The sequence below is a fragment of the Photorhabdus luminescens subsp. luminescens genome (assembly GCF_001083805.1).
Classification (GTDB): domain Bacteria; phylum Pseudomonadota; class Gammaproteobacteria; order Enterobacterales; family Enterobacteriaceae; genus Photorhabdus; species Photorhabdus luminescens.
In genome coordinates, this window is the sequence record NZ_JXSK01000002.1 from 563921 (window position 1) to 584807 (window position 20887).

Annotated in this window: 19 protein-coding genes and 1 tRNA gene; 13 read left to right on the forward strand and 7 right to left on the reverse strand. The window is 41.5% G+C overall.

Annotated elements, in window-relative coordinates; genetic code table 11:
• Positions 1 to 11: 11 nt before the first annotated feature.
• The 3 genes from dnaG to TI10_RS07415 all read left to right on the forward strand — a co-directional run bounded on the left by dnaG (position 12) and on the right by TI10_RS07415 (position 4328).
• A complete protein-coding gene (gene dnaG, locus TI10_RS07405) occupies positions 12 to 1757 on the forward strand; it encodes a DNA primase (protein ID WP_049582667.1) in 1746 nt (581 codons plus the stop codon).
• A 170-nt stretch (positions 1758 to 1927) separates the two neighbouring features.
• The gene (gene rpoD, locus TI10_RS07410) at positions 1928 to 3778 is read left to right on the forward strand and encodes an RNA polymerase sigma factor RpoD (protein ID WP_049582668.1); all 1851 of its coding nucleotides are present in this window, start codon (positions 1928 to 1930) and stop codon (positions 3776 to 3778) included.
• Positions 3779 to 4251: 473 nt separating this feature from the next.
• A tRNA-Ile gene (locus TI10_RS07415) sits at positions 4252 to 4328 on the forward strand.
• Positions 4329 to 4923: 595 nt separating this feature from the next.
• Here TI10_RS07415 and dinQ (TI10_RS26590) read toward each other — a convergent pair.
• Entirely contained in the window at positions 4924 to 4995 is a 72-nt protein-coding gene (gene dinQ, locus TI10_RS26590; RefSeq protein ID WP_369293964.1) for a damage-inducible type I toxin DinQ, read from the reverse strand.
• On the opposite strand from dinQ (TI10_RS26590), the gene TI10_RS24895 reads away from it, so the two are divergent.
• Entirely contained in the window at positions 4988 to 5200 is a 213-nt protein-coding gene (locus tag TI10_RS24895; protein ID WP_132343608.1) for a hypothetical protein, read from the forward strand. The genes dinQ (TI10_RS26590) and TI10_RS24895 overlap by 8 nt on opposite strands.
• Positions 5201 to 5771: 571 nt before the next feature.
• Here the strand turns inward: TI10_RS24895 and dinQ (TI10_RS26595) are convergent.
• The 3 genes from dinQ (TI10_RS26595) to idi form a co-directional block, all read right to left on the reverse strand.
• The gene (gene dinQ / locus TI10_RS26595) at positions 5772 to 5843 is read right to left on the reverse strand and encodes a damage-inducible type I toxin DinQ (protein ID WP_369293964.1); all 72 of its coding nucleotides are present in this window, start codon (positions 5841 to 5843) and stop codon (positions 5772 to 5774) included.
• A 776-nt stretch (positions 5844 to 6619) separates the two neighbouring features.
• Positions 6620 to 7564 carry an SAM-dependent methyltransferase gene (locus TI10_RS07420; RefSeq protein ID WP_049582669.1) on the reverse strand — a complete coding sequence of 315 codons (945 nt, stop codon included), beginning with the start codon at positions 7562 to 7564 and terminating at the stop codon, positions 6620 to 6622.
• 136 nt (positions 7565 to 7700) lie between these two features.
• On the reverse strand, positions 7701 to 8234 hold the full coding sequence (idi, locus tag TI10_RS07425) for an isopentenyl-diphosphate Delta-isomerase (protein ID WP_049582670.1): 534 nt from the start codon (positions 8232 to 8234) through the stop codon (positions 7701 to 7703).
• Between the two features lie 590 nt (positions 8235 to 8824).
• On the opposite strand from idi, the gene TI10_RS07430 reads away from it, so the two are divergent.
• Positions 8825 to 9751 (forward strand): VirK/YbjX family protein, encoded by a 927-nt coding sequence (locus TI10_RS07430; protein ID WP_244161538.1) that lies wholly within the window; start codon positions 8825 to 8827, stop codon positions 9749 to 9751.
• Positions 9752 to 9803: 52 nt separating this feature from the next.
• On the opposite strand, the gene TI10_RS07435 is transcribed toward TI10_RS07430, so the two are convergent.
• Entirely contained in the window at positions 9804 to 10403 is a 600-nt protein-coding gene (locus tag TI10_RS07435; protein ID WP_049582672.1) for a GNAT family N-acetyltransferase, read from the reverse strand.
• Between the two features lie 492 nt (positions 10404 to 10895).
• Here TI10_RS07435 and asd point away from each other — a divergent pair, with 492 nt between their 5' ends.
• Positions 10896 to 12014 carry an aspartate-semialdehyde dehydrogenase gene (gene asd / locus TI10_RS07440; protein WP_049582835.1) on the forward strand — a complete coding sequence of 373 codons (1119 nt, stop codon included), beginning with the start codon at positions 10896 to 10898 and terminating at the stop codon, positions 12012 to 12014.
• A 496-nt stretch (positions 12015 to 12510) separates the two neighbouring features.
• Positions 12511 to 14529 (forward strand): oxidoreductase, encoded by a 2019-nt coding sequence (locus tag TI10_RS07445; RefSeq protein WP_049582673.1) that lies wholly within the window; start codon positions 12511 to 12513, stop codon positions 14527 to 14529.
• A 132-nt stretch (positions 14530 to 14661) separates the two neighbouring features.
• On the opposite strand, the gene sstT is transcribed toward TI10_RS07445, so the two are convergent.
• Together sstT and TI10_RS07455 are read right to left on the reverse strand one after the other, a co-directional pair.
• A complete protein-coding gene (sstT, locus tag TI10_RS07450) occupies positions 14662 to 15909 on the reverse strand; it encodes a serine/threonine transporter SstT (protein WP_049582674.1) in 1248 nt (415 codons plus the stop codon).
• Between the two features lie 416 nt (positions 15910 to 16325).
• Positions 16326 to 17288, reverse strand: coding sequence for a TerC family protein (locus TI10_RS07455; RefSeq protein ID WP_049582675.1), 963 nt, complete (start codon positions 17286 to 17288; stop codon positions 16326 to 16328).
• An 89-nt stretch (positions 17289 to 17377) separates the two neighbouring features.
• Between TI10_RS07455 and TI10_RS24900 the strand changes: the two genes are divergently transcribed.
• The 6 genes from TI10_RS24900 (at position 17378) to TI10_RS07480 (ending at position 20313) form a co-directional block, all read left to right on the forward strand.
• Complete coding sequence (locus tag TI10_RS24900; RefSeq protein WP_162202228.1) at positions 17378 to 17527, forward strand: hypothetical protein; 150 nt, start codon at positions 17378 to 17380, stop codon at positions 17525 to 17527.
• Between the two features lie 344 nt (positions 17528 to 17871).
• Positions 17872 to 18543, forward strand: a complete 672-nt coding sequence (locus tag TI10_RS07460) for a DedA family protein (protein WP_049582676.1) — start codon at positions 17872 to 17874, stop codon at positions 18541 to 18543.
• A gap of 194 nt (positions 18544 to 18737) precedes the next feature.
• A complete protein-coding gene (locus TI10_RS07465; protein WP_046396985.1) occupies positions 18738 to 19043 on the forward strand; it encodes a DUF883 family protein in 306 nt (101 codons plus the stop codon).
• A 1-nt stretch (position 19044) separates the two neighbouring features.
• The gene (locus TI10_RS07470) at positions 19045 to 19446 is read left to right on the forward strand and encodes a phage holin family protein (RefSeq protein ID WP_049582677.1); all 402 of its coding nucleotides are present in this window, start codon (positions 19045 to 19047) and stop codon (positions 19444 to 19446) included.
• Positions 19439 to 19693, forward strand: a complete 255-nt coding sequence (locus TI10_RS07475; protein WP_049582678.1) for a YqjK-like family protein — start codon at positions 19439 to 19441, stop codon at positions 19691 to 19693. Before TI10_RS07470 ends, TI10_RS07475 begins: the two co-directional genes overlap by 8 nt.
• Positions 19694 to 19917: 224 nt before the next feature.
• Positions 19918 to 20313 carry a DoxX family protein gene (locus tag TI10_RS07480; RefSeq protein ID WP_049582679.1) on the forward strand — a complete coding sequence of 132 codons (396 nt, stop codon included), beginning with the start codon at positions 19918 to 19920 and terminating at the stop codon, positions 20311 to 20313.
• Positions 20314 to 20887: the final 574 nt, after the last annotated feature.

Below are 20887 nucleotides of genomic sequence, written 5' to 3' on the forward strand. Positions count from 1 at the left end.
AAAAAGGGCTTATGGCTGGACGAATTCCGCGCGCATTTATCAATGATTTATTAGCTCGTACCGATATCATCGATCTAATTGATGTTCGTGTGCCACTTAAAAAACAGGGTAAAAATCACCACGCGTGCTGTCCATTTCATAACGAAAAGACACCCTCGTTTACTGTTAATGGCGATAAACAGTTTTATCATTGCTTTGGTTGCGGAGCTCACGGCAACGCCATCGATTTTCTGATGAATTACGACAGACTTGAGTTTGTCGAATCCATCGAAGAATTAGCTGCCATGCATGGACTGGAAGTCCCTTATGAAGCAGGTTCCAGTAGCAGTCAAATAGAACGTCACCAAAGACAAAACCTTTATCAATTGATGGATAAGCTTAACAGCTTCTATCAAAATGTACTAAACACTCCCGCTGCACAGCAAGCCCGGCAATATCTGGCTCAGCGTGGGCTTAGTGAAGAAATTATTCACCGTTTCTCGATTGGTTTCGCTCCCGCTGGTTGGGATAACACTTTGAAACGGTTTGCCCATAATGCGGAAGATCGTCGACAGTTAAATGACGCCGGAATGTTGGTCGCAAATGATAATGGCCGTACGTATGACCGCTTCCGCGAACGAATAATGTTTCCAATCCGTGACCGTAGAGGGCGCGTGATTGCATTTGGTGGACGTGTTTTGGGAGATGCGCTCCCAAAATATCTCAATTCACCAGAGACTGAAATTTTCCATAAAGGCCGTCAGCTATATGGCCTCTATGAAGCACAACAAAATCACAGTGACCTTTCACGATTATTAGTCGTTGAAGGTTATATGGATGTGGTAGCACTGGCGCAGTTTGGTATCGATTATGCGGTTGCCTCATTAGGTACTTCGACTACATCGGAACATATTCAATTACTTTTCCGCGCTACTGATAACGTCATCTGTTGTTACGATGGCGACAGAGCCGGGCGTGATGCAGCATGGAGAGCGTTGGAAACAGCGCTACCCTATCTGAATGATGGTAGGCAGTTACGTTTTATGTTTTTGCCTGACGGCGAAGATCCTGATTCACTAGTCCGTAAGGAAGGCCGGAAAACATTTGAACAAAGAATGGAACAGTCTCATACATTATCTGAATTTCTGTTCGAATCATTACTGCCACAAGTTGACCTGAGTAGTCCTGAAGGCAAAACAAAACTCAGTTCACTTTCTGTACCATTGATTAACCAGATTCCTGGGGAAACTTTGCGTCTCTATATGAGACAAGAACTTGGCAATATGGTAGGCATTCCTGATGCAGTACAGTTAGAACGTTTATTACCGCAGCGTCTGGAAAGTGGGAATAATTATCAGATGCCGCAGCTAAAACCGACAACTATGCGTATACTTATAGGACTGTTGGTACAAAACCCACACTTAGCCGCTTTAGTTCCCCCCCTACAGGGAATTATGCAGGCCAAAATCGCAGGCTTACCATTATTTATGGAGCTTGTGGAGGTTTGTCTTACTCAGCCAGGGCTGACGACTGGACAACTGCTAGAGCAATATCGTGATAATAAATTTAGTAAACAACTTGAAAAACTAGCTACATGGAACGATATACAAGTAGAAGAAATAGCAGAAAATACATTTCGTGACGCATTGGATCATCTCGTTGATTCAGCGTTAGAAGAACGTTTAGATATTCTTATCGCCAGGGCAAGAACTGAAGGCCTGACACCGGAAGAGCGCGAAGAAGTTCGCTTGATTAATGAATCCCGTGCCAGAAAATAAACACTGAATTCACGGCTTAAATGCCGCATTAGGTAGGGAAATAACCCTACATTTTGCCGCTATAAGTGGGCAGCGGCAATATAACGAAAACGCCCTTAAAAGTTATTGTTGGCAGATTAGTTTCGCCGACCGACACCAACCCAAATACTCTGAAGTGTGGATACCGTCTTATGGAGCAAAACCCGCAGTCACAGCTAAAGCTACTTGTCACCCGTGGTAAGGAGCAAGGCTATCTGACCTATGCTGAGGTCAATGACCATCTGCCGGAAGATATCGTCGATTCCGATCAGATCGAAGATATCATCCAGATGATCAATGACATGGGCATTCAGGTAATGGAAGAAGCACCTGATGCCGATGATCTGATGCTAGCAGAAACCGCTAACGACACAGATGAAGACGCTGTGGAAGCTGCTGCGCAAGTCCTGTCTAGTGTTGAATCTGAAATCGGTCGCACCACCGACCCGGTACGTATGTACATGCGTGAAATGGGTACCGTTGAGTTATTGACCCGGGAAGGTGAAATTGACATTGCTAAACGCATTGAAGATGGCATCAATCAGGTACAGTGCTCTGTTGCTGAATACCCTGAAGCAATCACCTATTTACTGGAACAATATGACCGTGTGGAAGCAGGCGAGGCTCGCCTGTCGGATCTCATCACTGGTTTCGTTGACCCGAACGCAGAAGAAGAACTTGCGCCTACTGCCACTCACGTTGGTTCTGAGCTTCCACAGGAAGAACTTGATGATGACGAAGACGACGATGATGAAGACAGTGATGACGATGGCGACGGTGATGATGACAACAGCATCGATCCAGAATTAGCGCGCCAAAAATTCCAAGAACTGCGACAACAGTATGACATCACCCGCCTGGAAATTAAGGCAAACGGTCGCAACCATCCAAATACTGCTGCCGAGATTTTAAAACTTTCAGAAGTTTTCAAACAGTTCCGTCTGGTACCAAAGCAGTTTGACTATCTGGTCAATAACATGCGTTCTATGATGGATCGCGTTCGTCTTCAAGAACGCCAGATCATGAAAATGTGTGTTGAACAGTGCAAAATGCCGAAAAAGAACTTCATCACTTTGTTCTCCGGTAATGAAACCAGCGACATATGGTTTACTGCTGCAAAAGCAATGAACAAACCGTGGTCTGAAAAGCTACTTGAAGTGGAAGAAGAAGTACAGCGCAGCCTGCAAAAACTTCGTCAGATTGAGGAAGAAACTGGTTTAACCATTGAACAGGTGAAAGATATCAACCGTCGTATGTCCATCGGTGAAGCAAAAGCCCGCCGAGCGAAAAAAGAGATGGTTGAAGCCAACTTACGTTTGGTTATTTCAATTGCCAAAAAATACACTAACCGTGGCCTGCAATTCTTGGATCTAATCCAGGAAGGCAACATTGGTCTGATGAAAGCGGTTGATAAATTTGAATATCGTCGTGGTTATAAGTTCTCAACTTACGCCACATGGTGGATACGTCAGGCAATTACACGTTCAATTGCCGACCAAGCTCGTACCATTCGTATACCCGTTCATATGATTGAGACAATCAACAAACTCAATCGAATTTCTCGCCAAATGTTGCAAGAAATGGGACGCGAGCCAACACCGGAAGAGCTGGCAGAACGTATGTTGATGCCGGAAGACAAGATCCGTAAGGTACTGAAAATCGCCAAAGAGCCTATCTCAATGGAAACGCCGATTGGTGATGATGAAGACTCACATTTAGGTGATTTTATTGAAGATACTACGCTGGAACTGCCGCTGGATTCTGCAACCTCAGAAAGCCTGCGTTCAGCAACCCACGACGTTTTGGCGGGCTTGACCGCGCGTGAAGCAAAAGTACTGCGTATGCGTTTTGGTATTGATATGAATACTGACCATACGTTGGAAGAAGTCGGTAAACAGTTTGACGTTACCCGTGAACGTATCCGCCAGATCGAGGCAAAAGCGCTACGTAAACTGCGTCACCCAAGCCGTTCTGAAGTTCTACGTAGTTTCCTTGATGAATAATCGGAAATTTTATTCATTCTGACTGAAAAGCGTCTGCTCCGGTAGGCGCTTTTGTCTTTTTATATCGGAGATACTCTAAATCCTCTAACAACATGGTATATTATGCAGAAATATCATCACCGCTTTCTGATATAACTCAATTAACATTCTTCCAGCCGATAGATAAAAAAGTTGTTTTCCACTTGGTGATGGTGATTAAGGAGATAATGAAAGGAATATAGTTATCATTTAAATAATCATATATAAAATAATTTTTCATTAAAATAATAATATAACCAAATAACGCAAAATCGCTTCTGAAAAACTAATCCAGTGACGGATAAAAACGTTAAATAGTCCATAAAAACAACTAACATATATCACTCCCCGTTTTCACTCTTTACTAAAAACGCAATTTTGCACATAAAATGATCATACAGATTTGCAAAGCTAGACCGCGAGCAAAACTGTACGTATAATCCCTCCCATCCAACGGCCCCTTAGCTCAGTTGGTCAGAGCAGGCGACTCATAATCGCTTGGTCACTGGTTCAAGTCCAGTAGGGGCCACCAGATTTTAGCTGATTTATCAGTACATTAAGCCACTTCGTAATGAGTGGCTTTTTTGTTGCCTCAAGAAAGTGTCGCACGAGATTTTTTGACAAGCCCATTATCTGGATGAAAGTACACTGACCAGCTTCAATTTCTGAGCGGGAGTTAGGCTATTAATTAACCTCTTAACATCATCAGATCTTTTATCCATATCCTCTATTTCTATGAAGGTGTAAAAAAGCCCGCATATTGCGGGCGAGATAATTGTGTTTCAGACCACCAGAACACGAACCAATAGCGTTGATTGATACCGCATTTAAAAAGGCATCCCAGTGTTATTATGTGTATGACTCGCAGTAAGCTGCAAATTGTTTAACCACATCAAGCAATTAACTCATGAATTTCATTACACTAATCTGTTGACTACCCCCATACCACCGGAACAATAATCGCCTGATTACTGGTTCAAATCCAGTAGAAATTGCCAAATTTAAGATTTTAAATCAGTATCTTTGTGAAGGGTAAAGATTATAAAACACAGTAGCTTGATCAAAAGCGGTAAATGTTAAAGGCCACCGGGAGGTTACCCCGATGGCCTTAGCTACGTTTCCGTTATCTATTTCAGAAATGCACGGATCAGCTCTAAAAGCGCGATCAACGCTTTGAGAACGATGATAGCAGTGTCAATAAATGCTTTCACCCGTTTGCTCCAGTTAGGAGCGCGACTTAACCAGCCATTGCCTTTACGCTGCCTGTCCGGCTGGCCTTCATCTGTGTTAGCAGGAGAATATCGCGCTCTGACCGAGGCACTGAATCAGCACCACCTGTACTCAGCCAGGACTTACGAAAACTTGCGCCAGAGATACACAAGCCAGAGCGCTACCCCAAACTAACAGCCGTTGATTATAGGTTTATTTTCAGATGATTCAATCAATTAAAACAATGAGTAGATAAAAATAAAAAAACCAACTGGTGAGGTTGGTTTTTTTATTTTACCCTTGGATAGGGCGGTTTGTCTTTGTGCTATACGAGATTGGTAGCCTCGGTTCTAGCGCGACATTCTCCTGCTAACACAATCAGTCTACACCTTAAAAAAGGTGTTATCAACTTATAGCATAGCGTAAAAATCTAACACAAATGGCATGATATTCACCCAATCACTGGCAAATATTTCTGTTTCAGCCCATCCGATTTATAGGTAGTGTTCCTAATGGCACTGGCATTCTCCGGCGATCCTGTGTTGTGGTGCGTATGCGCGGCGGTCAGCTCAGCTAATCCCATACTACCGGAACAATAATCGCCTGATTACTGGTTCAAATCCAGTAGGAATTGCCAAATTTAAGATTTTAAATCAGTATCTTTATGAAAGGTAAAGATTATAAAACACAGTAGCTTGATCAAAAGCGGTAAATGTTAAAGGCCACCGGGAGGTTACCCCGATGGCCTTAGCTACGTTTCCGTTATCTATTTCAGAAATGCACGGATCAGCTCTAAAAGCGCGATTAACGCTTTAAGAACGATGATAGCAGTGTCAATAAATGCTTTCACCCGTTTGCTCCAGTTAGGAGCACGACTTAACCAGCCATTGCCTTTACTCTGCCTGTCCGGCTGGCTTCCATCAAGTCAGTTAAGGAATATCGCACTCTGACCGAGGCACTGAATCAGCACCACCTGTACTCAGCCAGGACTTACGAAAACTTGCGTCAGAGATACACAGGCCAGAACGCTACCCCAAACTAACAGCCGTTGATTATAGGTTTATTTTCAGATGATTCAATCAATTAAAGTGATGAGTTGGTAAAAACAAAAAAGCCAACTGGTGAGGTTGGCTTTTTGTTTTTACCCATACAGGGCGGGGTATCTTTTGTGCTATTACCGAGATTGGTAGCCTCAGTCCTAGCGCGATATTCCTTAACTGACGTAACCAGTCTAATATCTATAGCATAAAATATCAACCTAGGGTACAGCGTAAAGGACCTCACACAAATGGACGATATTCACCCAATCACTGACAAATATTTCTGTTTCAGCTCAGCCAACTCCTTAACTACATCCAGCGTCTCTAACATCAAGGTCATGACGTTGATTTGCTGGCTGCCCACCCAAACCACAGATGTGTAAGGCCCAAAAACTGAAATTCATTGAAAACTTTTCAGTTAGCAATTTCTCTCGCGCCATTAATGCTGGCGCGATCTAATGAGGCTACTCCGTAAAAAAGTGAATTTTTTATTTCTAACGGTCAGTAACAACAAAACGGCGACAAAAATTTTCTTAACAGACCGACTCCTCAGCCAAGAAAACAAAGCTACCTGCTATGGTTTTTGTGCAATAACGCTATAGACTGACACATAGTTTTTCACCAGAGCGACTGAAAAGCTTTCAGCCAGTACTCGCAACTCTTCCAGAGAACCACTCACATCTCCAGGAAAATTTCGTTCGATGTTGGCCTTAATGTCTAACAGCCAATGCACAACATCAATATTAGATGGTAACACCCTCATATCTTTGATAATAAAGCCACTTTCCTCCAACACTTGCCTGAAATAGCCGGGTGTTTTTCGGTTAGCACAAGCTAAGCGATCAATGATGTCAGGAATATCCGATTTATAGATATCCAACGCCACATTATAGAGGTTGTCAGAAATAATCACCTGACCACCAGCGCTCATCCGTTTGAACAATCCATTCATGGCCTTTTCATACAACGAATTCGGAAAATGCGAAATGACACCACGGATAATCACCAGATCATAAGGCTCTTGTGGATCAGGTAAGCTATCAATATCCTGTGCATTGCACAGATACAGATTGATACGCTCAGAAAGTCCATGTTGTGCGTGAAATTCAGCACAATACCGCAACTGCTGCTCGCTGATATTTACGCCATCCAAACGTTTGCATTCAGGAAAACGCTCAGCCAAATATTTCAGGATATAACCCCAACCACAACCAACATCTAAGACACGTCGAACCACTGGTCGCTCAACTTTTGTTTCCAAACCAGCTAAAAGCAATTGACGATCAAAATAACGAATACCTGACTCATCCAATGAAATTGGCGGCTTTGAAGCAGGATCATCGTAAACACCAAACTGGAATAACAGCGTATCACCAATCACCTTACGCCAGCGTTCTGGATCTTCGCAATAAACTTGTATCACTTTACTTTCGTAATCGTTGGTAGTTTCCCCTCGGATGATGTGATAGGACGGGACAGGCTCAACATCAGTGCAAAACACATTATTAAAGCTACTCATGAGCTTTTCCTTATTAAAAGTCTTTAAAAGCGTCGCACCCTTAATTTGTCAGGATTTGCGGCGTATTGATGAATCTCAATGAAATATTCATATCTAATTAATTCAATGCCGTGGCTACCAATAAATTACATTATTATCAGCTCGGCCTTTGCCACTCCTCAATATCTTGATACGAAAGGCCATCAATGATTTTTTTGAACCAAACCGTATACACATCAGGAGCATTATTAATTAGCTCCCTCAATTTCAGTGGATTAACCCATTTGTAATCAGACACCTCATCCGGGTTAATTATCGGTTCTTTATCAAAGCGCCCGATAAAAACATGATCATATTCGTATTCAATCAAATCATTAGGCAGTCTCGCATGATAAATAAATGACGAAACCTTTTTCAATGGACAATCAAAACCCATCTCTTCGCCAAGACGCCGGTGCGCAGCGTCTTCCAAAGCTTCACCAACCCTAGGGTGACCACAACAGCTATTAGTCCAAAGTCCCGCTGAATGATATTTGGTTGCAGATCGCTTCTGTAGGAGCAAATTTCCTTTATTATCAAAAACAAAGATAGAAAAGGCTCGATGTAACATACCCTTCCGATGAATATCAGCTTTTCCTGCTGAACCAATGGGATTGTCATATTTATCAACAAGAACAAGTATTTCATCCATTATTAATAGCCTTTGTGTGTATTGAATAACATAAAATAATAAATTTAACTTAACAATAAAATATAATCCATATTCTGCAAGTACTAAATTAACTTTACAAGAATAAGATAATTTCTCGTAATAATATGATATAAATCACAATATAAAAATATCTCATCCATTCCACTTTGACATTAATGAAAAAGCAAAAAAAATTAACATAATAATTATTAATGTTTTAATTAAACGGATTCAAAAAAGAATATATTCAATATTAATCATTTACCATCAATACTCACCTGCTAAATTTGTTACAGATCATAACCTCGGGTATCACACCAAAGGTTATAGCCGTTTCTCTCATCTTTTTTAATGTGCTTTTACAACAAAAAACATCACAGAAAACTAAACGAATAGTAAACAAACAAGAAAAAATCCCCTTGATAACTAAACATCCATTAAACAACTGTTGATTTTTTATCTTAAAAAAACACAAATAAACATTCGTTGAAGTTCTGTTTAATACCAAAGGAGTATACTCAGTTGCTCGCAAGTCTTCTTCTCCTCCAGTATTTTTTAATTTTTTAGAACTAGATAAAGAAATGGAATATATGTATCAACCTGCCAGTTCAGGAATTCGACTGTTCACAGACTTAGTCGGAAAAAAAATCAGCCCAAGTCCCCATTGGTATTCTGCCCAGAATCGCACTAAATTTGCCTTACGCAGCGCTCTGATGCCGATATCGACACTAAGACTATTAAACCAGATAGTTAATACACCTTTTTATCTGGATATTTTGAAGAAACAGCCTTGTTTACCTTCTAAATTACATCGCCCTTATCTAAGTATTAACTTTAATAGAGCGCAGACATTACGTGCAATAAATGAACATTACCAGCTATTATTTACTGGTTTGAATCAGTCTATTGTTAATAAAATATTTCGTTCCAATGCATATCCATTAGCAGTGATCAGCGGTAAGAGTGGAACTTATACTATTTTTTTAGATTCTATGGACTGTTTTAATAAAGAAGGTGAGCTTGCTCTATTTATTGCAACAGAAGATCATAAAACTCTGGCGAGATGTGCTTTCACATTACTCACCATTGCCGGTAAAAAAACACTGTTCATCGGTGGGCTACAAGGTTCCAAAGGCGACGCAACCCTTGAAATTATCCGCGATGCAACGAAAGATTGTTATGGATTATTTCCCAAACGCTTACTCATTGAATCCATTTGCCGTCTCGCTGCCCACTTTGAATGCCAGCAAATTCTGGCAGCCAGCAACGATACTCACATCTATAAAAGCCTACGCTATTGGCATAAAAAGAAAGATAAATTAGTCGCTGATTACGACTCTTTCTGGGAGTCATTAGGTGGAGCAAAGGAAAAAAATAAAGATTTCCATCTGCCATTGTCCATTGAAAGAAAACCGCTTGAAGATATAGCCAGTAAAAAACGGTCGGAATATCGTCGCCGTTATCAATTATTGGATGAACTGGATAATGGAATGAGAAATTCTCTGCCTTCAGATTAAATCAGAATCAGGCCGCTACCTTTCACAGGGCGGCCTAATTTTGAAATAGCTCTTACCTCGGTTTAACCATCTGCCATTCAAGATGCATTTTAACTGCCGGCCATTCACAACTGATAATACTGTAAACACAAGTATCCCTAATACTGCCATCTTTAGATACAGCATGACTACGCAGAATCCCATCAAGTTTTGCGCCTAATCGCTCTATCGCTTTGCGGCTTTGATGATTAAAAAAATGAGTGCGAAACTCCACTGCGATACATCCTAATTCTTCAAAAGCATGTTTCAATAAGAGATATTTTGCTTCCGTATTAATATGTGTCCGCTGAACAGAACGTGCATACCAGGTATAACCGATTTCTACCCTGCGAGCACCAGAATCAATATTCATATAAGTGGTCATGCCAACCGCTTTACCTGTTCGATGATCAACAATAGCAAAAGGCAACATAGTACCTTTTTCATGTAGCAATAAACGGCGTTCAATCTCGTTACCTAGCTCAGCCGGCGAAGGGACACTGGTATACCACAATTTATGCAGTTCACCCTCTTCAATGACCTGTAAAAATTCATCATGCCGTTGATGTGTCAGAGGTTCTAAAGTCACCCCTTTTCCTGCCAAAGTTACCCATTCAGTCATCTGTTTTTTCATAATAACCACTGATGCTATAAATTAAGTCAGATATAGAAGAGATCACCCTATTCCGGGGTCAAAACCGGAATCAAGTTAATATATGAAAAACCTATCCTCTATTAAAGAAAAACCCGCACTTTTAACATCTTAGATGGCTCTCATATCATTCAGAAAAAAATACTAAAACCAGGTAAACAAATCGCCTGACTGAATTAGTCATATTCTCTATGTAAGAATGCAAAGCCATGCTACGGACTATTCGGGAAAGTGAATGCCTGATCAATAATTCCCCACATTTAATCTGGTTAACCTTAATCTTTCTATTAAGTATCGCAGCATCCGTATATTTCAGTACTTGGTTATTTATGTTGGTACGGTGGCTACTGACATTGGTCACTACTGAAGATATGCACTTCATATACTCAGTAATCTTTAATGACATTACCCTATCGCCAATGTATAACAAACGTTCAACAATGTCATAACTTAACACAGGTAAAATATAATATGGTGAAAAAAGTCGGTTTAATCGGTTGGCGGGGAATGGTGGGCTCTGTTTTGTTGCAGCGCATGCTGGAAGAAAACGATTTTCAAGGTATTGTCCCTCACTTTTATAGTACATCGAGTGCCGGCTCCTCTGGCCCTATTATTGATGGCATTACTTATCAACTTAAAGACGCCAACGCAGTTAACGAGTTGGCAGAAATGGACATAATTATTACCTGCCAAGGTGGAAACTACACTAAGGCAATTTATCCTGTTCTCAAGGCCAGTGGCTGGCAAGGCTATTGGATTGATGCCGCCTCGGCGTTGCGCATGGATAAGGACGCCTGCATCATCCTCGATCCAGTCAACCGTAGCCAAATCGATCATAAAGTTAGCAAAGGCACCAAACTTTTCGTTGGCGGAAACTGTTCTATCACACTGAGTCTTATGGGACTAGCTGGTCTTGTGAAAGCTGACCTAATTGAATGGATGAGCTTGATGACCTACCAATCCGCTTCTGGCGCGGGTGCCAAGTATGTGCGTGAACTGATAGCACAAAATGCATATATCAGCCAACACTTGAACACAGATGATCTAGCCGACAAAGGCTCCATACTACCTCTGGTAAAAAAAGTTACCAATCTGATCGACAGCCCGGAATTGCCTACACAAGCTTTCGGTGTGCCTTTGATAGGTAGCATCATCCCTTGGATTGACAGCGATCTCGGTGACGGCAACAGCCGCGAAGAATGGAAAGGCGAAGTAGAAACCAACAAAATCCTAGGCCTCCAACCCGGTACCATCAAGGTCAACGGTCTGTGTATTCGCGTCGGTGTAATTCGCTGTCACAGTGCAGCTATCACCATGAAGTTGAAACGCGATGTCAGCGAGACCGAATTTGCTGAATTAGTACAAAGTGCTCATCCGTGGGTGAACCATGTGCCCAACAACAAAGAAGAGAGCGTCAGCAAGTTAACCCCAGCCGCTATCAGTGGTTCTTTACATATAGGTGTAGGCCGTTATAAGAAAATGTCACTGAACAATGAACCAATTTATTCGGTCCTTACCGTAGGCGATCAACTACTGTGGGGTGCAGCCGAACCGTTGCGCCGTATGTTAAATATTCTGCTCAACCGAGCGTAATAAAATAGATAAAAAATCAGAATGATGAACATATATATTACATTACCCTTAAGGATAAGCCATGCATCAATATTTAGGTTAATTACGGCTTACAGTTGGCGTTTTGTCACCGCCTTTTCATACTGTTAACTAGCATTTGAGCCATTTCATCGTCTGTTTTTTTTACCTTCTCTTTGGCTACTAGCGCCTTCCTGATTTACAACGCGTTCTGTCTCGGCGCGTTGTGAGTCCAAACCCGATAAAGTGGGTGATAGAACTGACTTTAAGTATTAGCGTTATGTAGTTTCACCAACAAAGGGAACTAAACAAATCACTAACTCTATAACAGGACCTGATTTCATGACCTTCATCACATTCATTTAACATTTTTTTCCCAATTAACCCTATTCCATCTAAATTTGAACCATTACTCATCCGACCACTTGTGGTTTTGACCGGTGGTTTAGGACACAATAATAATCTGGTTATGATTGACAAACACCCGATGGAGATTGCAATGAGCCATTATCCTCACCTATTCACCCCTTTAGACTTAGGGTTCACTACACTGAAAAACCGCATTTTGATGGGATCAATGCACACTGGGCTAGAAGAACATCCCGATCCCCAGAGACTTGCCCGCTTTTACGCTGAACGGGCAGCCGGAGGCGTGGCATTGATTGTCACCGGCGGAATTTCACCAAATAAACAAGGTGTTATAGGAAAAGGCACTGCATTCCTGATAGATGAAAAAGATCTTATTCACCATAAAATTATTACAGATGCAGTCCATCAGGCTGGTGGAAAAATTGCAATGCAAATCTTACACACCGGCCGTTACAGCTATCAACCAAACCTTGTTGCTCCTACTTCCATTCAGGCACCGATTAATCCATTCATGCCTCGTGAAATGACAGAAGAAGACATTCAGCAAACTATTGCTGACTTCGCTCACTGTGCTCAACTGGCACAACAAGCAGGTTATGATGGCGTAGAAATCATGGGTTCTGAAGGTTATCTGATTAACCAGTTCCTGACCGCTCGTACCAACCACCGCCAAGATAGATGGGGCGGAAGTTTCGAAAATCGAATGCGCTTTGCCGTAGAGGTTGTTAAAGCTGTCCGCCGAGCAACTGGACGAGAATTTATTCTAATCTACCGGCTTTCAATGCTAGATTTAGTAGAAGAGGGATCTAATTGGCAGGAAATCGAGCAACTCGCTGTTGCTATTGAGCAAGCGGGATCATCTATCATCAACACCGGTATCGGCTGGCACGAAGCACGAATCCCAACGATTGCCACTATGGTTCCCCGCGCCGGATTCAGTTGGGTAACGCAAAAGCTGATGGGGAAAGTTTCTATCCCATTGATTACAACAAACAGAATTAATGATCCTAACATTGCAGAGCAAGTGCTGGCGCAAGGTTGTGCCGATATGGTTTCTATGGCGCGACCTTTTCTGGCTGATGCTGAACTTGTTATGAAAGCCCAACAGGGACGAACCGATGAGATTAACACTTGTATTGGTTGTAATCAGGCATGTCTGGATCAGATTTTTGTCGGTGAAATCGCCTCTTGTTTAGTCAATCCTCGTGCCTGTCACGAAACAGAAATGACTGCCGAACCTGTTACCATGCCTAAAAAACTGGCGGTTGTTGGCGCAGGGCCTGCCGGATTGTCATTTGCAGTGACCGCTGCCAGTCGTGGTCATCATGTCACTCTGTTTGAACGTGCCGAACAGATTGGCGGACAATTTAATATTGCCAAGCAGATCCCAGGTAAAGAAGAATTCCATGAAACATTACGTTATTTTCAGCGTCAGCTAGCAATCCATCATGTTGATGTACGGCTGAATCAGACCGCCACAACAGAAGCACTTTCTGATTTTGATGAAGTGATTATCGCCAGCGGCATCGTACCTCGCCAACTCACGATCGATGGTATCCATCACGAAAAGGTACTGAGCTACTTAGATGTATTAAGGGATAAGAAAAATGTCGGTCAACGTGTCGCTATCATTGGCGCAGGTGGTATCGGTTTTGATACCGCAGAATATCTGAGTCAACCAGGAAAAAGTACTAGCCTTGATAGCACCGCTTTCAACGAAAAATGGGGTATTGACCATAATCTGACACATCGTGGTGGTTTATCTCCTGAAGGCCCTAAACCAAAACCTTCTCCCCGAAAAATTTATCTATTACAACGTAAACCGACAAAAGTGGGTGAAGGATTAGGTAAAACAACAGGTTGGGTGCACAGAACCAATCTACACTTGCGTGGTGTGAAAATGCTCAACAATATGCAATATTTGAAAATAGATGATCAAGGATTACACATTAGCAGCAATGGAGAACAGCGCTGTCTTGCCGTAGATAACATCGTTATTTGCGCCGGACAAGAGCCACTAAGAGAATTGTATCAGCCGTTACAGCAAGCGGGAAAAACTGTGCACCTCATTGGTGGAGCTGATGTTGCTGCCGAATTGGATGCTCGACGCGCTATCGATCAAGGTACTCGGTTAGGTCTTAAAATTTGATGATGAATAATAGCAGTCACAGACAATCGTAAAACAGAATAAATCCTCCAGCCGCGCCATTCCTGGCGCGGACATTGTTACTCTTTCTACCTACTTATCTGTATTTTTATTAAACCTGAATACTTAAATCAATTAATTACGCCGGGCTAGCTGATCCGACTCCAGACGGTGATCCTCAGCCTGGCAAACAGCGGCAGTGAACAATACATCGGTAGAAGAGTTCAGACTCGTTTCCGCAGAATCCTGTATTACACCAATAATCAAACCGACCGCCACAACCTGCATAGCAATCTCATTGGAAATGCCAAACATACTACAAGCCAGAGGGATCAACAGTAAGGAACCACCAGCCACACCAGAAGCGCCACAGGCACAAATTGCAGCAACCACACTCAGTAATAATGCAGTAGGCAGATCAACCGGCATACCAAGCGTACTGACCGCTGCCAGAGTCAATACCGTAATAGTCACCGCAGCGCCCTCCATATTAATGGTTGCTCCCAGCGGGATAGACACTGAATAAGTATCTTCATGTAGATTCATACGGCGGCACATCGCCATATTCACTGGAATATTGGCAGCCGAACTGCGAGTGAAAAATGCAGTTACGCCACTTTCACGCAGGCAAGCAAATACCAGTGGATAAGGATTACGACGAATTTTCCAGTAAACAATCAATGGGTTTACAATGAGTGCCATAACCAACATACAACTCAGTAATACCACCAACAATTGGACATATCCCAGTAAGGCGCCAAATCCCGTTTCTGCAATCGTTGAAGACACCAGACCAAAAATACCAATCGGCGCCAAACGAATGACCACTCGAACAATCTGAGTAACCGCTTCAGACATATCATGAATCAGAGATTTAGTTGAGTCTGTTGCATGACGCAAGGCGATACCCAAACCAATAGCCCAGGCAAGAATACCAATATAGTTACCATTCAGTAGTGCGTTTACTGGATTAGCGACGACATTGACCAGTATTCCTTTAATCACCTCCATAATGCTTTCAGGTGGAGACATCTGAGCATCATTGACAGCTAGCACCAGTTGTAACGGGAATATAAAACTACCGGCCACGGCAACCAGCGCAGCAAAAAATGTACCCAAGATATAGAGGATAAGAATTGGACGAATATTGGTTTTCTGACCTTCTTTATGGTTAGCAATAGAAGACATAACCAGAATCCATACCAATACTGGGGCTACTGCTTTTAAAGCGCCAACGAACAATGTCCCAAGCAAACCGACTGATTTAGCAACCGAAGGCGTCAACCACGCTAACAGTATCCCTGCAATTAAACCTACCAAAATTTGTTTAACCAGGCTCCCTTGTACAAGGTAATACACGAAGCCACGTTTTTGTTTTTCCATAGCTGATCCATTTTATTAACAGTTCTATTAAGCCTATACCCTATGGATTTCAAGATGCATCGCGACGGCAAGGGAGAGAATCCCCGGGAGCATAGATAACTATGTGACCGGGGTGAGCGAGTGCAGCCAACAAAGAGGCAACTTGAAAGATAACGGGTATATATTTTTCTGTGTTTGCTTCCTCAGTATAGGGAAGCCAAGAGTAGTGAAAAGCGGCGATAGTTAAAATATACAACCTCGCCAGCACTTATTAACAATACATTCACATTTGTGTGATCAAAACGGCAATTTACACATTTACAAAACACAATTATTTGTTTTTATGTTTAACCATTTCGCAGCAATTTAAGACAAGAAGAAACCATATCTTCCCATTCAAGAAAGATATGGTTATCTGTTAAAAAATAGTTACCTAATTACTGGATCTCTTTAGTTTTGTACTTATTTACCCAAACATTAATAATCATTGTTATTGTTAAAATACTCGCCACAGTTCCCAAAGAAATCCCCATAGGAATATGATAAAAATCCATTATTAGCATTTTAATACCGATAAATACCAGAATGACTGATAAGCCATATTTCAGCATTGTAAATTTCTCTGCCACACCTGCCAGTAAAAAATACATTGCACGTAATCCTAAAATAGCGAAAAGATTAGAGGTCAAAACAATAAAAGGATCTGTAGTCACGGCAAAAATAGCAGGAATACTGTCTACCGCAAAAATAACGTCGCTAATTTCAACCAAAATTAGCACTAAGATTAGTGGAGTCGCATATAACAAACCTTTTTCTTTCACAAAGAAACGTTCTCCGTGAAGATTATCAGTGATACGAATATGCGCTTTTAGCCAACGGACAAAAGGTTTATCGCCTATCGGGGAATCATCCTCTTTCGCCAACGCCATCTTAACGCCAGTAATCAGCAGAAAGATGCCGAACAGATAGAGTATCCAACTAAATTGAGAAACCAACCAACTCCCTGCAAAGATCATCACGGTACGCAGCACAATTGCGCCTAAGACACCGTAAATGAGCACCCGACGTTGCAAATTTGCCGGAATAGCAAAATAGCTAAATAACATCAGCCAAACAAATACATTATCAACAGCAAGTGCTTTCTCCAGTAAATACCCGGTAAGGAAAGCCATTGCCTGACTATTAGCAACAGCTTCCCCTACGGTTTCTCTGCAATACCACCATAATCCTAATGCAAATAAGAGCGACAAGCTTACCCAAATTACACTCCAGACAGCAGCTTGGCAAAACGACATTGCTTGCTCTTTCTTACGTCCCTGTAAGGATAGATCCAGCAACAACATAATCGTAATTAAGACAGCGAAACTTCCCCATAAAAGAGGATTACCCACAGAGTTCATTTTCTTTCTCTCACAAATAAAAACGGCTGAAGTCTCAGAAGACGCCAGCCGCTGCTATATTTCTTCCCCACATCGTGGAGATGGATGTATTGCAAGCAACCCTCGCCTTCTGGCAAGGTCTCACTTACAACACAGAAAATGTACCATCAGGTAAAGTTCAAGGTTGCCCGGCTACCGGATGCTGTTGCATCGTAATGACGATAAACCGACAAGGAAGTTACTCCCCTTTGCTGTGGTGAAAAATAAATCAAATTGATACAAGAATCAATCTACCACTGAAAAAATAATAAATTGGCAATAAAAACAGTAGGCACAAATGCAATTCATCTGAATTAAGAAGCCTAACAGGCCAACTTCATAGACTCATTTCCTATCCGATTTTAGTGAACGTTCAATTGATCACCAAAATTTTCTGTTTAGTCACTCTTGATTTTGTTACAGTGACGCAGGCCACGTTATTTGCCCTTTTCAATCGAGTAAAAAGGCATTAAAACCAGCCAAATAACGTAAAATAGGATGTAATTTAATCGGTTTAGCCTCATGCTTTCAGGATGAACGAACAAAGGCATTTTAGGAACACCTGATGGAAATAGTAAAAGAACTTATATATGCACTTTGGTACCAAGATTATGAAACTCTGGCCAACCCATCCCTATTATGGGCCATTTATATCATGCTATTTTTGATCCTCTTCCTTGAAAATGGCCTCCTCCCTGCCGCATTCTTACCAGGAGACAGCCTGCTTATACTCGTTGGCGTATTGATTGCCAAAGGCGCAATGAGTTTCCCTCTAACAATTGTAATATTAACTGCCGGAGCAAGCTTAGGTTGCTGGATCGGTTATCTACAGGGAAAATGGCTAGGAAATACCAAAATAGTGCAAGGCTGGCTTTCTCATCTCCCAACCTACTACCACCAAAGAGCTTACAGTCTTTTTCATCGTCACGGCCTGTCTGCTTTACTTATCGGCCGCTTCCTCGCATTTGTCAGAACCCTTCTACCAACATTTGCAGGTCTGACAGGTCTACAAAACAGCCGTTTCCAGTTTTTTAACTGGCTCAGTGGCTTCCTGTGGGTCATGATCCTTACCTCTTTAGGTTATGCACTTGGTAAGACCCCCATTTTCCGTCAGTATGAAGACTTGGTAATGAATTTCCTGATATTACTACCACTTGCTTTACTCATTATTGGTTTTAGCGGCAGTTTGTTAGTTGTGTGGCGTAAAAAAACCTGCCAATCCCCTCAAAAAAAGTAATTAATTCCAATAAAGCCTAATATTCCTCCCTGCTGTAGATAGAAGTATTGTTTGCAGCAGAACAGTGAAATATCTCTAATGTTTTTTATTCACCTTTCCAAATATAAGCTATATTTAAGGATAGTCTTTTCCGGCATCAGGAAAAGCGACTAACTAAGTCAAATATACACACCTTACATTGAGGAGTAATCTACATGTCACAGATGAAAAACACTGAAGATCTACGCATTGAACTAAAATCACTCGCAGAGACACTGGAAGAAGTGATCAAAAGCTCTGGTGATAAATCCAAAGTCGAGTTGGAAGAACTTCGCAACAAAGTAGAGGAAGTCATCAAAGATACTCGTTTTAAACTCGGTAATGCCAGCGATATGGTTGTTAAGAAAACAAAAGATATGGCGGGCCGTGCCGATCTCTATGTTCATGATAAGCCATGGACAAGCATCGGTATAGGTACTGTGGTCGGTGCCGTATTAGGTGTATTATTAGCTAAACGCTAATATGAGTAACTCATCCAAATCTCAAGGCCCCGGTAAAGGGGTCCTTGATATTCTCCAACGTATTGCCACTGTTGTTGTCGAGATAGTCGAAACTCGTTTGCAACTCATCGTTGTAGAGTTGGAAAAAGAAAAAGCCACTTTGATACAGCTGATAGTCATAGCCAGCCTGACATTACTGCTCACCGCTTTCGGCCTCATGTGTCTACTTGTTATGATTTTTTGGGCTATCGATCCCAACTGGCGTTTTACCGTATTAGCAAGTACTACTGGCACACTACTCGTTTTGGCGCTGATTGGCCTTATATGGACCATCAGGAAAGCGAGGAGTTCAACATTACTTAGCGCTACCCGCGAGCAACTTAAGATCGACCGAGAAATGCTGGAAGATTACAGTAATGAGTAAACAAAGTCAGGAAAAAAAGCTGAAAAAACAGCAGCTACTCAGAAATATCCAGCTACAACGACTTGAACTTTCCAACAATACACAGCTCTGGAAGAATTTCACTGAACCTTATGACAAAAGCTGGCAAAAGCTTTTGTCATTAAAACCCTATCTGCGACCCGCAATCCATGCGATCTCTTTATATAGCCTCCGTCATCCTGTGAAATTTTATCATTTGTCCCGCTATATCATTCGACTATTGAAATGAAAATGGTAATAATTCTTCATAATATCCCCCGTTGATGATCACTCTGGTTGCTTATATTCAAAAACTTTGTATAAAATTGTTAATAATCCTTGCTTACAACTAAGTTCATCTCTCTTTAGTATGCATTCCATCCGTTAATGATTAACAAATTGTGCTGTCTTCGGTTGGTACAAGTTAATCATCAAACAAATTATTATTACTTTTCTGTGCCTTAGGAGTTGTTAATGAAAAAATTTGAAGATAGTACCCTGTTACTGGCTCGCATTTTGATGCCAATTCTGTTCATCGTTGCAGGCTATGGAAAATTAGGTGATTCCTACGTGGGTACTCAGCAATATATGAATGCTATGGGCGTTCCTGGATTTCTATTACCACTGACGATCTTACTTGAATTAGGTGGTGGTCTGGCAGTTCTATTTGGTTTCTTAACTCGCACCACCGCGTTATTTACCTTTGGTTTCTGCATCTTGACTGCCATACTCTTCCACAACAATTTTGCGGAAGGCATGAACCAGACTATGTTTCTCAAGAACCTGACCATCGGTGGAGGTTATCTGTTACTGGCTACCACAGGTCCAGGTAAATTCAGTATTGACCGCCTGATGAAGAGAAACTGGTAATATCCTGCAATGACTATTATTTATCTGAAAAATAACAGTTTTCAGGTAAAAGGCGAAACGATCAAAATCCCCCTTTCGCTCAAGGATTTTATCCGCCAGATATCTAATATTCAGAAGATAAATAACAAGCCGAAAGATCTCGCAGATCTTTCGGCTCACTTTAATCAATAAACCAAACGTCTATTGAATCACAGTAACTCTGGTAAAATAGTTATTTTATCAAAATAAATAACCATCTCAATTTTCGGTGATAAATAATTAGACCCATGCTTGATAATAAATTAAATTTAATATATTTAGAGGTTATTTTGTCCAATTCAGTTTTTAATCACAATAATCAACTCATGTAAAATATAATAAAAACGCAAAAATAAATTATAATAACCACATAAACCAATAGCAAAAATACTATATCAATTGATTATACCCGTTATCTTTCAAGTTGCCTCTTTGTTGGCTGCGCTCACTCACCCCGGTCACATAGTTATCTATGCTCCCGGGGATTCACTCCCTTGCCGTCGCGATGCATCTTGAAATCCATAGGGTATATATTAAACATCATCACAATATAATT